Source organism: Phytohabitans rumicis (assembly GCF_011764445.1).
Lineage (GTDB): Bacteria > Actinomycetota > Actinomycetes > Mycobacteriales > Micromonosporaceae > Phytohabitans > Phytohabitans rumicis.
On sequence record NZ_BLPG01000001.1, the window covers coordinates 8867835 to 8881724 of the forward strand.

Here is a 13890-nt window from a genome sequence, read left to right on the forward strand (position 1 = left end):
GAAATCCTCCGGTCACCCGCTTGCGCGAAGCGCGTGATCCACTTAGGTTAGGCTAACCAAAATTCCGGGAGGCCGCCTTGCGGATCAGCGTCGTCGCCGCCATCTGCGGGATCGCTCTGCTGAGCGCCGGTCCGGCGTACGCGGACACCACCGTCCGTGGGCCGGGCGGGCAGAAGCTGACCGTCAGCAAGACCAGCGGGCTCAACCGGGCGGGGGAGACGGTGACCGTCTCCGGCTCCGGGTACGACGAGAAGAAGGGCATCTACGTCGCGTACTGCGTCGACAACGGGGCCGGCAAGCTGCCCACCCCGTGCGGCGGCGGCGCGGACACCAGCGGGAGCCTGGGCGCCTCGCACTGGATCTCGTCCAACCCGCCGTCGTACGGCGAGGGCCTGGCCGTGCCGTACGGGCCGGGCGGCTCGTTCCGGGTGCGGATCACGGTGACCCCGAAGATCGGTGACATCGACTGCACGGTCCGCAAGTGCGCGGTGGTGACCCGCAACGACCACACCCGCAGCGCCGACCGGTCGCAGGACGCGCGGGCGCCCATCGCGTTCGCGCCGAAGCAGGCGGCGGCCCCCAAGACCACCGCACCGAAAACCACCGCACCGAAGACCTCGGCGCCGACAACCACCACGCCGGCCCCGGAGCCGAGCCAGGCCGCCGCGAGCACGCCGGCGCCGGCCACGCCGCCAGCCGATGCCCCCTCGAAGTGATCCGGGTCAGCGACAGCACCACCGCCGGACGGTGGTGGATGGTCAGTGTCGCCCTGCTGGGGGCCGCTCTCGTCGTACTCCTGGGAATGCGTGCGTGGCGGCGGAGGTCCCGGTCGTGAGGCGAGCCTGGCTGGCCACGGCGCTGGTCCTCGCCGCTTGCGGCGCCCCGGCACCGCGGGCCGAGACCGCCGGATGCGGCCCGGCCACCGCCGTGGTCGCGTCCACCGACGTCGCGCCGATCGGCGCGGACCCCGGCAGTGCGCTGCCGGCGACCGTGTCCTCAGTAGACGGTCGCGCGGTCACGGTGACCGACGCGAGCCGGATCCTGCCGGTCAACCTGTACGGCTCGATCGCCGAGATCGTGTTCAGCCTGGGCCTCGGCGGGCGCGTGGTGGGGCGGGACACGTCCACCACGTTCACCGCCGCGGCGGGACTGCCGGTGGTCACCCCGGCCGGGCACGACCTGTCCGGCGAGGCGATCCTGAAACTGAACCCCACCGTGGTCCTCGCCGACGAGAGCATCGGCCCGCCCGAGGTGCTGAACCAGCTGCGCAAGTCCGGCATCGCGGTGGTGCTGATCGACGACGAGCAGACGCTCGCCGCGGTGCCCCGGCACATCCGGGCGATCGCCGCGGCGCTCGGCGTGCCCGGGGCCGGCGAGGCGCTCGTCAAGCGCGTCGAGGAGGAGATCGCGCAGGCCCGCGCGGCGCTGCCGGCCGGCACGACGCCGCCGCGCATCGCGTTCCTGTACGTCCGCGGCACCGCCGGCGTCTACCTGATGGGCGGCAAGGGCGCCGGCTCCGACGAGATGATCGCGGCGATCGGCGGGGTCGACGCGGGTACCGGGATCGGGCTGCGGAAGTTCCGTCCACTCACGAGTGAGGGGCTCATCAACGCCGCCCCGGACGTGATTCTGGTGATGACCGAGGGCCTGGCGTCGGTGGGCGGCGTCGACGGCCTGCTCAAGCTCCCCGGCGTGGCGCAGACCCCGGCGGGCCAGCAGCGGCGGATCGTCGACATGGACGACGGGCTGCTGCTGAACTTCGGCGCCCGCACCGGCAAGGCCATCCAGGCGCTCGCCACGGCCGTGCACGAGTCGTGCCGGTGAGGCGGACCACCCTCCTCATCGGACTCGGCGTCGGCCTCGCGCTGCTGTGCCTGGCCGCCGCCGGCACCGGTCAGGTCCGGGTGCCGCCGGCCGAGGTGCTCGGCTCGCTGCTGCACCGGGCCGGTGTCGACATCGGACCGATGCCCAGCGCGGCGCAGGGCGAGAACGCCCTGTGGGTGGTCCGGTTCCCGCGCGTGGTGCTGGCCGTCATCGTGGGCGCCTCGCTCGGCTGCGCGGGCGCGCTCATGCAGGGCCTGTTCGGCAACCCGCTCGCCGAACCGGGTGTCATCGGCGTCTCGTCGGGCGCCGCGGTCGGTGCGGCCGCCGCCATCGCCACCGGGGTGTCCACACTGGGCGGTTGGACGGTCGTGGCGGCCGCGTTCGCCGGCGGGCTCGCCGCAACGTTTCTCGTCTACACGATGTCCCGGTCCGGCGGCCGCACCGAAGTGGTCACGCTGGTGCTGACCGGCATCGCGGTCAACGCCGTGGCCGGCGCGCTGATCGGCCTGCTGATGTTCTTCGGCGACGCGGACGCGGTGCGGGCCATCGCGTTCTGGCAGCTCGGCAGCCTCGCCCAGGCCACCTGGGCGAGCGTGGGCACGACCCTGCCGTGCGCGGTCGCGGGCATCGCCGCCGCCCTGTTCGCGGCCCGCCGCCTGGATCTGCTCGCCCTCGGCGACCGGCCGGCCCGGCACCTCGGCGTGCACGTCGAACGGCTGCGGGTCACGATGATCGCGGTCACCGCGCTGCTGGGCGCGTCCGCGGTCGCGTTCACCGGCGTCATCAGCTTCGTCGGCCTGGTGGTGCCGCACCTGGTGCGCATGGTCGCCGGGCCCGGCCACCGGGTGCTGCTGCCGGCCAGCGCGCTCGGCGGCGCCATCGTCGTGGTGGCCGGCGACCTGGCCGCCCGTACCCTCGTCGACTACCAGGAGCTGCCGCTCGGGGTGCTCACCGCCGTGGTCGGCGGACCCTGCTTCTTCTGGCTGCTGCGCCGCACCCGCACCCGCGCGGGCGGCTGGGGATGAGGCGGTTCCGCGCGCCGGTGCGGCCCGCGCCGGGCGATGTCGCCATCCGGGTACGCGGTCTGCGGGTCGACCGCGGCGCGACGCCGGTCCTGTCCGATGTGGACCTCGACGCGCGGGCGGGGGAGCTGCTCGCCCTCGCGGGGCCGAACGGGGCCGGCAAGACGACGCTGCTGTCCGCCGTGTGCGGCGACCTGCCCACCGCCGCCGGCACGGTCGAGCTGGACGGCGTACCCCTGACCGACTGGTCCACCGTGGAGCTGGCGCGGCGGCGGGCGATGCTGCCGCAGCGGACCGCGCTGTCGTTTCCGTTCGCCGTCGCGGACGTCGTCGCCATGGGCCGGGCGCCGTGGGCCGGCACGCCGCTGTCTGCCGAGGACGACGACGCCGTGGCCGAGGCGATGCGGCTGACCGGCGTGGAGGGCTTCGTGGCGCGCCCGTTCTCCGCGCTGTCCGGCGGCGAACAGGCCCGCGCGGCGCTGGCCCGCGTGCTCGCCCAGCGCACCGCGATCCTGCTGCTCGACGAGCCGACCGCCGCCCTCGACCTGCACCACCAGGAACTGGTGCTCACCCTGGCCCGCGATCGGGCCCGGGCCGGCGACACGGTCGTCGTGGTGCTGCACGACCTGGGCCTCGCCGCCGCGTACGCGGACCGGATCGCGCTGCTGGCCGGCGGCGCGCTGGTCGCCGCCGGCCCGCCGGCCGAGGTGCTGACTGAGGGCACACTCAGCGCGGTGTACCGCCACGACATCGAGGTGCTCGCGCACCCCCGTACCGGCAGCCCGCTGGTGCTGCCGGTACGAGGAGCCGCCGTCACACCGCGGGACTGACCGCGTCCCAGAGCGAGCAGTGGTGCTCGGTGCCGATCTGGGCGTGGCTCACCCGCTGGGCGCTGGGCGCCGCGAACTGCAGCAGGTTGCCCTGCGGGGCGTACCGTGGCCAGGCCGGCGCGTACCGCACGTCCGGGTTACCGTCCTGGGCGAAGCTGCCCCAGTAGCTGATCATCTGGTTGGACAGGTCGACCTGCGCCGTGCTGAACGGCAGCGCGGTGCCGAGGTAGTCCCACAGGTAGCCGAGGTCGTTGACGTGCGTGGCGCCGAACGGGTAGTCGGTGTGCAGGCGCCAGATCGAGGTGAACGGCGGGCCGTCCTTCTCCGCGAACTCGTACGCGTACGTGCGGGTGTCCCGCGCCAGCCGGTCCCGCAGGGTCTGGTCGCGGCAGGCGCGCTGGTCGCTCTGGATCGTGCCCCAGGCAACCGTCGGGGACTTGTAGTTCGCCGCCGGGTAGAGGGCCCGGATCTGGGCGGCGCCGTTCGGGTACGCGCCGGCGATCAGCGCGTCGAGTTGGGCCGGCGTGACCGGGTTGCCCCGGTAGTCGTACTGGCCGAAGACGCTCTGCTGCGACTCGTCGGAGGTGCCGCCGACGAGCACCGGGAGGTTGGTCAGCTTGCCGGCCTTGAGCAGGTCCAGCGGGTCGGTCGGCAGCACCTTTGTGCCCACGACGGAGACCGACTGGGCGACCTTGCCCTGGGTGGCGAGCACGTCCGCCGGGCTCTTCGCGCGCAGGCAGCTCACCTGGCCGGCGCCGGTCGGACAGCCCAACTCGGCCGCGAACCGGTCACCGCTCACCGTGGCCTCGGCGCGGGTCCGCCCCGGCGCGTTGCACCCTCCACTCTGGAGGATGACGCGGTCGAAGAGGCCGGCCGCGGAGGGGGAGGCGAGCTGCGTACAGGTGTTGCGCGCGCCCGCGGACTGGCCGGCCAGCGTGACGTTGTCCGGGTTGCCGCCGAAGGCGCGGATGTTCTTCTGCACCCAGCGCAGCGCCGCCTGCTGGTCGAGCAGGCCGAAGTTGCCGGCGGAGCCGTCCGTGTTCTCGCTGTCCAGCCCCTGGGTGTAGAGCCAGCCCATGGCCCCGAGCCGGTAGTTGATGGTGACGTAGACGACGTCCTGCCGGGTCACGAACTTGTCCGGGTTGGTGTCCCGGCCAGCCCCGCCGGTGTTGCCGCCGCCGTGGTTCCACACGAAGACCGGCAGGTTCTTCTTCGACGTGTCGGTCGGCCGGTAGACGTTGAGGTAGAGGCAGTCCTCGGTGAGCGTGGGCTTGTCGTAGCCGGGATCCCAGCCGGTGCCCTGCACGCAGGACCCGCCGAACTGCGTCGCGTCGCGCACGCCCTTCCACTGCGCGGCCGGCTTGGGTGCCTTCCAGCGCAGGGCGCCGACCGGCGGCGCGGCGTACGGGATGCCCTTGTAGACGGTCACCAACGACTTGGCCTCACCGCGGACCGCGCCCTTGTCGGTGTGGACGACGGGGTACTGGCCGGGGTAGGCGGGGTCGGGTCCGCCTCCGAGGTTGCCCATGGCGGGCAGGGCGGTCGCGACCACCGCCGCAGCCGACGCCACGGCTATCAACACTTTTCGCATCTGGTTCGTACCTCCGGTTATGCGGGCACGGCAGGTCCCGGCGTGCACCGGACCTGGTGCCGCTCGTGGGTGCGAGGCATTGAACGGGGAGTGCTGGCCAGGCGACGTTCAGGCGGGTACGCCGGACGGGAAGCCGGCGTGGAACGGTCGCGGCGCTGGCGCCTTCACCGGCCGGCCGAGGTCGGGAAGGCTTTGTTGTGTGCCAGAACATATCCCGTGGGCGGGGATCCGCGCAATGGCTACGGCCGATCCGTCCGGGCCAGGGCGACCGCGCCCAGCAGCTCGGCCCGATCGCCCAGCTCGCCGGGGAGCACCCGCACCGTGTCCGCCAGCACGCCCGGGGTGTGGCGGTCGATCATCTCGCGCACGCCGGCGACGAACGGCTCGGCCGCCGCGCCGAGCATGCCGTCCACGATGAACGCGTCCGGGCTGAGCAGCACGCACATGTCCGCGAGTACGCGCCCGACGCGCCGGCCGGCGTCCGCCATGATGCGCCGGGTGCCCCGCTCGCCCGCCGCGGCGAGCCGCCCGATGTCGGCGACGGTCAGCGGCGTCGGGTATGCCGGCCGGAACGGCGGGACGAAGCCGCCGTACGTGGTGGCCAGGCACCCGCGGCTGCCGCAGACGCACCACGGGCCGTCGTCGAGGACCTGCACGTGCGCCAGCTCGCCGGCCATGCCGCGGGCTCCCCGGTGCAGCCGGCCGCCCAGGATCAGCCCGGCGCCGACGCCCTCGACCACCTTGACGTACACGAAGCTGTCCACGCCGCGCCCGGCCCCGAAGGCGGCCTCGCCGAGCGCGGCCAGGTTCGCGTAGTTCTCGGCCACCGCGGGCACGCCCAGGCGCGCGCCGACGGCCGGCGCCGGATCGGACCGCAGCCACCCGAAGACCTCCGCCAGTCCGGGTACGGCCTCGCGCGCCGTCTCGGGGATCCGGCCGAGCGTGGGCCCGACCCCGCGTTCGTACGCCGCCGGCACGCCGACGACCGCGCGGCTCGCCTGGTCGGGGCGCAGCCCGGCCTCGGCCAGCGCGTCGGTGAGCAGGTCGACCCCGCGGCCGATCACCCGCTCCTCGTCGCGGTCGCCCGCCAGCGCGTCCTGGCGGTGGGCCAGCACCGTGCCGTCCCAGCCGACCGCCGCGGCCCGGATCGTCGTGTGGCTCAGCGCGAGGACGGCGACCGGCCCGCTAGGAGTGGCGAGCGCGAGCGCACCCGCCGGCCGGCCGCGACCCGCGCGCGGCGCCGGCGGCCGCTGCGTCACCGCGCCGCGCCGCAGCAGCCGGTCGACGATCCCGCCGACCGTGGTCTTCGGCAGGCCGGTCCGCGCGCTCAGCTCCGCCCGGCTGGCCACGCCACCCCCGGCGAGGGCGTCGAGGACAAGCCGTTCGTTGGCGCTGAGATCCATCGGCCCAGCGTAACGCTATTAGAACGAAAACGGTTCTATTACAGGGGTGTTGACGGGGCATTCCGGCACGGATAGCGTCGTCCGCGGCTCGAATTTGAACGGGATGAGCCGAAAAGGTGTGTCCGGTTGGCCGAGCCGGTGCGCCATCCGGTCCTCGGACCCGGGGCCAGGCCAGTCGCGGGTCGAGAGTGCCGGCCGGCCGCGGGACCGCGGTCAGCTGCGGTGGAACTCAGGCGAGTACGCAGCCGGCCGCCCCCGCGTCCGCGCACTTCCCGCCGTTCCCGCGCTCCCGGCCTCGCCGCGCGCCGCCGCCCTCACGCGCTCCCCACGCGCTGCTCCCGCTCCCCGGGCACCGCGCCGGCGCGTACCCGATCAAGGCTTTCCCCGTCGATCAAGGGCGAACGGCCGCGCTTTGATCTCCAATCCACGACCATATGCCCTTGATCGACGCGGAAAGCCTTGATCGACGGGGCGCGAGGGCCTTGATCGGCGAACGGCCGTGGTGGCGGAGAGCGCTATGGCAACGTGTCTGTAACAAGCTCTTGACAGTGGTATGTGACTACGTAGACAGTGAGAGGCGACACAGCCATGACTACGTAGTCAGGAGCCTCGCCATGCCCGAGTCGCCGCCTCGCCGCCCACCGGGGAGCACCGATGTGGCGCGCCTGGCGGGCGTCTCGCAGAAGACCGTCTCCCGCGTCATGAACGGCGAGCGTTACGTCAGCGTCGACGTACGGGACCGGGTGCTGGCGGCGGCGCGCGAGCTCGGATACCGGCGCAACACCGCGGCCCGCGCGCTCAACCTGGGCAAGTTCCACCGGATCGGCGTGGTGACGCTGGGCAGCGCGCTCTACGGCCCGGCGCAGACGCTGGTGGCGCTGGAGCGGGCTGTGCGCGGCGTCGGCTACTCGCTGAGCCTGGTCACCATCCTGGAAGGCCAGGCCGGCATCACGCAGGCCATGGAGGCGCTGCTCGACCAAGGCGTCGACGGGATCATCCTGTCGGACCCGGTCGACGAGGGCGAGGGCGTCCGGCTGGAGCTGGACGTGCCGGTGGTCAGCCTCGGCCCGATGCCGGGGCTGGCCGGGCCGAACGTGCTGGTCCTCGACGACGAGGGCGTCGTGGCGGGCCGCGTCGCCACCGAGCACCTGCTCGGGCTCGGGCACGCCACGGTGTGGCACGTGGCCGGGCCGAGCCGGTGGTTCTCGGCCCGGGATCGGGTGCGCGGTTGGCGGCAGGCGCTCGCCGCCGCCGGCGTACCCGAACCGCCGGTCATCGAGGGCGACTGGTCGCCCACGTCCGGCTATGCCGCGGGCCGGCAGTTGGCGCGGGTGGCCGACCTGACCGCGGTGTTCGTGGCCAACGACGAGATGGCCGTCGGCGTCATGCGCGCGTTCGCCGAGGCCGGCCGCCGCGTGCCGGACGACGTGAGCGTCGTCGGCATCGACGACATCCCCATATCGGCGTACCTGTCGCCGCCGCTGACGACCGTCCGGCAGGAGTTCGACGTCATGGCCGCGCACGGCCTGGAACTCCTGGTGGAGCGCATCGAGGACACGAGCCCACCGACGCCACACGACGAACCACCGGTGCACCTGGTCGTCCGCGAGTCGACCGCACCACCCCACTAGGTAAGGAGTACCGCCATGACACTACGACGATCCGCGATGCGGTGGTTGGCGTTCGGGGTCGCCACCACGCTGACGCTCGCGGCCTGCGGCGGGGGTGATGACGGCGGCTCGGGCCAGACCACGGCCAGCGTGAGCCAGGCCGACATCGACAAGGCGATGCAGACGCCGACCGAGCTGACGTTCTGGACATGGGTGCCGCAGATCGAGAAGGAGGTCGCCCTCTTCGAGAAGAAGTACCCGGCCATCAAGGTCAATGTGGTGAACGCCGGCCAGGGCGAGCCGCAGTACACCAAGCTGCGCACGGCGTTGAAGGCCGGCAGCGGCGCGCCCGACGTGGTGCAGATCGAATTCCAGTACATCCCCACCTTCACGATCACCGACAGCCTGCTGGACCTGCGGCCGTACGGCGCGGAGGCGCTGAAGAGCCAGTTCGTCGACTGGACCTGGCAGCAGGTGACCGGGCGCAACGGCGAGGTGTGGGCCATCCCGCAGGACACCGGCCCGATGGGCATGCTCTACCGGCAGGACATCTTCGACAAGTACGGCATCCAGCCGCCCAAGACGTGGGACGAGTTCGCCGCGGCCGCGCGCAAGCTGCACGCCGCCGACCCGGACGTCTACATCACCAACCTGGCCTCCAACCAGAACGGCGTCTGGATGGGCCTGCTCTGGCAGGCCGGCGCCAAGCCGTTCACCAGCTCGGCCCCCGACCAGATCAGCGTGAACGTCAACGACGCGACCTCCAAGAAGCTGGCCGACTACTGGAGCGGGCTGGCCAAGGAGGGCGTCGTCTCGACCGACCCGGACTTCACCGACCAGTGGTACCAGGCCCTCAACCGGGGCAAGTACGCCACCTGGCTGACTGCCGCGTGGGGCCCGGTCTTCCTGTCCACCAGCGCCAAGGACACCAGCGGCAAGTGGCGGGCCGCACCGCTTCCACAGTGGACGGCGGGCGACAACAAGTCCGGCAACTGGGGCGGGTCGACGTCCGCGGTCATCAAGTCCACCAAGAACCCGATCGCGGCCGCCAAGTTCGCCGAGTTCCTCAACACCGACGCGGAGTCCACCCGGCTCTTCGCCACCGAGCAGTTCCTCTTCCCGCCGACGAGGGCGCTACTGGCCGACCCGAGCTTCACCGGGCAGAAGCCGGCGTTCTACGGTGGACAGACGGTCAACGAGCTCTTCGCGGGCATCAGCGACACGGTCTCCACCGGCTTCACCTGGCCGCCGTTCCTGGACCAGACGGTCAGCGACTGGGACGAGACGGTCGGCAAGTCGCTGGCCGACAAGGCGGACACCTCGGCCGCGCTCGACCAATGGCAGTCCCGTATCACGACGTACGCCAAGAACCAGGGATTCACGGTCGGGTAGGCGGATGTCCACAGTGACCACCAACACGATCCCGCGGCGGGCCCGGCGGGCGCAAGCCCGCCAGGCCGCCAGCGGCTACCTGTTCGTCGCGCCGTTCCTGGTCGTCTTCCTGGCGATGCTCGTGCTGCCGCTGCTGTACGCCGCGTACCTGAGCCTGTTCAAGGAGCAGCTCATCGGTGGTACGACGTTCGCCGGGCTGGACAACTACCGCCGCGCCCTCACCGACGACCAGCTCGTCGAGGGCGTCGTGCGGGTCGGCAAGTTCTTCCTCCTGCAGGTGCCCCTCATGCTGGGCCTGGCGCTGTTCTTCGCGCTCGCGCTGGACAGCGGCGTGCTGCGCCTGGCGAGGGTGTTCCGGCTGGGCATCTTCGTCCCGTACGCGGTGCCCAGCGTCGTGGCCACCCTCATGTGGGGCTACCTGTACGGCCCGGACTTCGGCCCGATCGCGCAGCTCGCCGACAAGCTGGGCGTCACCGCGCCGAAGTTCCTCAGCGACGACCTGATGCTCGGCTCCCTGGCGAACGTCGTCACGTGGGAGTACACCGGCTACAACATGATCATCCTGTACGCGGCCCTGCGCGCCATCCCGAGCGAGCTGTACGAGGCCGCGGCCGTCGACGGGGCGGGCGCGTGGCGTACCGCGTGGAGCGTGAAGATCCCGGCGATCCGGCCGGCGCTGATGCTCGCCCTCATCTTCTCGGTGATCGGCAGCTTCCAGCTCTTCAACGAGCCCAACCTGTTGCAGCGGCTGGCACCCAACGTCATCGCCAACTCCTACACGCCCAACCTGTACGCGTACTCGCTGGCCTTCACCAGCCAGGAGGTGAACTACGCGGCGGCCGTGTCGTTCCTGCTCGGACTCGTCATCGTCGTCGTGTCGTACGCGTTCCTGCTCATCGGAAACCGCCGGAGGGCGTCGTGACCCGGCGGCGCCCGCGCAGCACCCTGCTGTTCCTGGCGATGCTCGCCTTCCTGGTGTACTTCCTGCTGCCGCTCTTCTGGCTCGTCGTCGCCTCCACCAAGACCACCGGCGACCTGTTCAACAGCTTCGGGCTGTGGTTCAGCGGCGACTTCTCCTTGCTGTCCAACGCCCGTGAGACCCTGACGTACGACGGCGGCGTCTACAGCCGCTGGCTGCTCAACACCGCGGTGTACGCCGTGGTGAGCGCGGGCGGCGCGGCGCTGCTGGCCGCGCTCGGCGGCTACGGGTTCGCGAAGTACAAGTTCCGCGGCAACGGCCTGCTCTTCAACGCGGTCCTCGGCTCCATCATGGTGCCGGCCACGGCGCTGGCGATCCCGACGTACCTGCTCTTCAGCAAGGTCGGGCTCGTCAACACGCCGTGGGCCATCATCCTGCCCTCGCTGGTGAGCCCGTTCGGGCTCTACCTGATGCGCGTCTACACCGAGGAGGCGGTGCCGGACAGCCTCATCGAGGCGGCCCGCATCGACGGCGCCAGCGAGTTTCGCATCTTCTGGCAGGTGGCGCTGCGGCTGCTCGCGCCGGGCCTCGTCACGGTGCTGCTCTTCACGCTCGTCGCGACGTGGAACAACTACTTCCTGCCACTCATCATGCTCAACGACCCGTCGCTCTACCCCGTCACCGTGGGCCTGGCCAACTGGTCGTCGCAGGCGCAGGCCGGCGGCGGCGCGACCGGCGGGCTGCTGTCCTTGGTGGTGACGGGCTCCCTGTTGTCCGTCATCCCACTCATCGCCGCCTTCCTGATGCTGCAACGGTATTGGCAGAGCGGCCTGGCCACCGGAGGAGTCAAGCAATGACCGATGGTCGCGTGCTGTTCGGCGCCGCGTACTACTACGAGTACCAGCCCCACGAGTTGCTGAAGACGGACCTGGACCTGATGGCTGACGCCGGGTTCACGGTGATCCGGGTCGGCGAGTCCGTGTGGTCCACCTGGGAGCCCGAGGACGGCGTGTTCGACCTGGACTGGCTCCAGCCGGTCCTGGACGGCGCGCACGACCGGGGCATCGCCGTGGTGCTCGGCACGCCGACGTACGCGGTGCCGCCATGGCTGGCCCGGCGATACCCGGAGATCGCGGGGGAGCGCGCGACCGGTCAGCGGATCCCCTGGGGCGGCCGGCAGGAGGTGGACTTCACGCACCCGGCGTTCCGCTTCCACGCCGAGCGGGTGATCCGCAAGATGGTCGCCCGGTACGCGAACCATCCGGCCGTCGTGGGCTTCCAGGTGGACAACGAGCCGGGCAACGAGCTGCTGCACAACCACGGCGTGTTCCAGCGGTTCGTCGACCACCTGCGGGAGCGCTACGGCGACGTGGAAACGCTCAACCGCGAATGGGGCCTAGTCTACTGGTCGCACCGGCTGTCCACCTGGGCCGACCTGTGGGTGCCGGACGGCAACTACCAGCCCCAGTACGACCTGGCGTGGCGGCGCTTCCAGGCCACGCTCGTCGACGAGTTCATCGCCTGGCAGGCCGGCATCGTCCGGGAGTACGCCCGGCCGGGACAGTTCGTCACCACCTGCATCTCGTACGACCGGCCGGCAGTGTCCGATGAGGACCTCACCCGGAGCCTCGACGTCACGGCGGGCAACCCGTACTACGTGATGCAGGACGGGTTCGCGGTGCCGGCGGGGGAGTCGGCGCGGCAGTTCTGGCTGACCGAGGGCACCTGGGCGCTGTACCTGACCGCCGACCGGATGTTCTCGTCCCGGCAGGAGCCGTTCCTCGTCACGGAGACGAACGCGCAGTCCATCGGCTACCCATGGACAAACCAGCCCGGGTACGACGGCCAGTGGCGCCAAGCCGCCTGGGCGCTCGTCTCCCGGGGGGCGCGCATGGTGGAGTACTGGCAGTGGCGCAGCATCCACTTCGGCACCGAGACGTACTGGGGCGGCGTGCTCCCGCACAGCGGCCGGCCCGGACGGACGTACCGGGAACTGGCCCGGATCGGCGCGGAGCTGGCGACCGCCGGCGATCTGGTGGCGGGCCTCGTCCCGGACGCCGACGTCGCGCTGCTCTACTCGACGCCGAGCAAGTGGGCGCTGTCGGCCCAGCCGCAGCTGGCCACGCCGGACGGCGGGCCGGACCGCCGCACGTACCAGACCATCATCGAGCAGTTCTACCGCGGCGCGTTCGACGCCGGGCTCCAGGTGCGGGTGCTGCACGCCGGGCAACTGGGTGATCCGGCCGCCTTCGCCGCCCGCCATCCGGTGCTCGTCGCGCCCGGGCTCTACATCGCGGACGACTCCATATTGGACGCGCTAGCGGCGTACGCGGAGGCCGGTGGGCACCTGGTGCTCGGACCCCGCTCCGCGTACGCGGACCCGGAGGCGCGGGCCCGCCGCGAGGTCCAGCCGGCGCGGCTCGCCGGCGCGGCCGGCGTCTGGTACGACGAGTTCTCCAACCTGACCGCCGACGTGCCGGTACGCGCCGCGGACACCTCGCCGCTGCGGCTGCCGGACGGGGCGGCCGCCACCCGATGGGTCGACGGGCTGCAATTGGACGGCGCCGAGGTGCTCGCCGGCTACGAGCACCCCCACTTTGGACGGTGGCCGGCCGCGACCACCCGGGCGTACGGGGCGGGCCGCATCACGTACGTCGGTACCGTGCCGTCGGCGGGGCTGGCCGAGGCGCTCTTCCGCTGGGCGGTGCCGGACGTGACGGGCTGGCGCGACACCCCGCCCACGGTCACCTCCACCGGCGCGACCGCTCCTGACGGGCGCCGCGTCCGCTTCCTGCACAACTGGTCCTGGGAGCCGGCCACGGTAACCGCCCCCGAGCCGGTGCGGGACGTCCTGTCCGGCGCCGAGTACGAGGCGGGCGCCGCCCTAACCCTGACCGCCTGGGACGTCCGCATCCTCCACCCCCGCCCTTAACCCCTCCCCACAGTCCCTTCCCCGCGCCGATCAAGGGCTTTCCCGTCGATCAAGGGCATATGGTCGTGCTTTGATCTCCGATCCACGACCGTTTGCCCTTGATCGACGCGGAAGCCCTTGATCGACGCGGAAGTCCCTGATCGACGAGGCCGCACGAAGCGGAACCGGCCGGGGTTGACGGGGAGAAATAAGGCGGGACACCTGTCCCTGTTCGCCGGTCGCGGGCCGCCTTAGCGTCGCACTCACATCACCCATCCACGACTGGGGGAAGACAAGTGCGACGCTTGCGACTGACCACGCTCGTCATCGTGGTGTTTCTGCTTCTGCCGGTGTCCGTGCTGCTCGTGGTGACCGGACAGCCCGGATT

The 13890-nt window shown here is 71.9% G+C and carries 11 protein-coding genes; 9 read left to right on the plus strand and 2 right to left on the minus strand.

All coding sequences use genetic code 11. From position 1 onward, the window contains the following. The first annotated feature begins 77 nt into the window (after positions 1-77). From Prum_RS40170 to Prum_RS40185, 4 genes are all read left to right on the plus strand, one after another. Positions 78-716 carry a neocarzinostatin apoprotein domain-containing protein gene (locus Prum_RS40170; protein ID WP_173082216.1) on the plus strand — a complete coding sequence of 213 codons (639 nt, stop codon included), beginning with the start codon at positions 78-80 and terminating at the stop codon, positions 714-716. 115 nt (positions 717-831) lie between these two features. After that, positions 832-1824 carry a heme/hemin ABC transporter substrate-binding protein gene (locus Prum_RS40175; RefSeq protein WP_246278421.1) on the plus strand — a complete coding sequence of 331 codons (993 nt, stop codon included), beginning with the start codon at positions 832-834 and terminating at the stop codon, positions 1822-1824. Continuing rightward, entirely contained in the window at positions 1821-2849 is a 1029-nt protein-coding gene (locus Prum_RS40180) for a FecCD family ABC transporter permease (RefSeq protein ID WP_173082218.1), read from the plus strand. Before Prum_RS40175 ends, Prum_RS40180 begins: the two co-directional genes overlap by 4 nt. Beyond that, positions 2846-3676, plus strand: a complete 831-nt coding sequence (locus Prum_RS40185; protein WP_173082220.1) for a heme ABC transporter ATP-binding protein — start codon at positions 2846-2848, stop codon at positions 3674-3676. The genes Prum_RS40180 and Prum_RS40185 overlap by 4 nt, the downstream gene beginning before the upstream one ends. Here Prum_RS40185 and Prum_RS40190 read toward each other — a convergent pair. Continuing rightward, positions 3660-5267, minus strand: coding sequence for a carboxylesterase/lipase family protein (locus tag Prum_RS40190; protein WP_173082222.1), 1608 nt, complete (start codon positions 5265-5267; stop codon positions 3660-3662). The genes Prum_RS40185 and Prum_RS40190 overlap by 17 nt on opposite strands. A gap of 239 nt (positions 5268-5506) precedes the next feature. Then, a complete protein-coding gene (locus tag Prum_RS40195) occupies positions 5507-6670 on the minus strand; it encodes an ROK family transcriptional regulator (protein WP_173082224.1) in 1164 nt (387 codons plus the stop codon). Between the two features lie 614 nt (positions 6671-7284). Here Prum_RS40195 and Prum_RS40200 point away from each other — a divergent pair. From Prum_RS40200 to Prum_RS40220, 5 genes are read left to right on the plus strand one after another with little or no spacing between them, the layout of a single operon-like run. Then, positions 7285-8301 carry a LacI family DNA-binding transcriptional regulator gene (locus Prum_RS40200; RefSeq protein ID WP_173082226.1) on the plus strand — a complete coding sequence of 339 codons (1017 nt, stop codon included), beginning with the start codon at positions 7285-7287 and terminating at the stop codon, positions 8299-8301. A 15-nt stretch (positions 8302-8316) separates the two neighbouring features. Beyond that, entirely contained in the window at positions 8317-9672 is a 1356-nt protein-coding gene (locus tag Prum_RS40205; protein ID WP_173082228.1) for an ABC transporter substrate-binding protein, read from the plus strand. A gap of 4 nt (positions 9673-9676) precedes the next feature. Further along, complete coding sequence (locus tag Prum_RS40210) at positions 9677-10594, plus strand: carbohydrate ABC transporter permease (RefSeq protein ID WP_173082230.1); 918 nt, start codon at positions 9677-9679, stop codon at positions 10592-10594. Beyond that, positions 10591-11448, plus strand: coding sequence for a carbohydrate ABC transporter permease (locus tag Prum_RS40215; protein WP_308785412.1), 858 nt, complete (start codon positions 10591-10593; stop codon positions 11446-11448). Before Prum_RS40210 ends, Prum_RS40215 begins: the two co-directional genes overlap by 4 nt. Further along, positions 11445-13523: a beta-galactosidase gene (locus tag Prum_RS40220; RefSeq protein WP_173082232.1), complete on the plus strand. Its 2079-nt coding sequence runs from the start codon at positions 11445-11447 to the stop codon at positions 13521-13523. The genes Prum_RS40215 and Prum_RS40220 overlap by 4 nt, the downstream gene beginning before the upstream one ends. Positions 13524-13890: the final 367 nt, after the last annotated feature.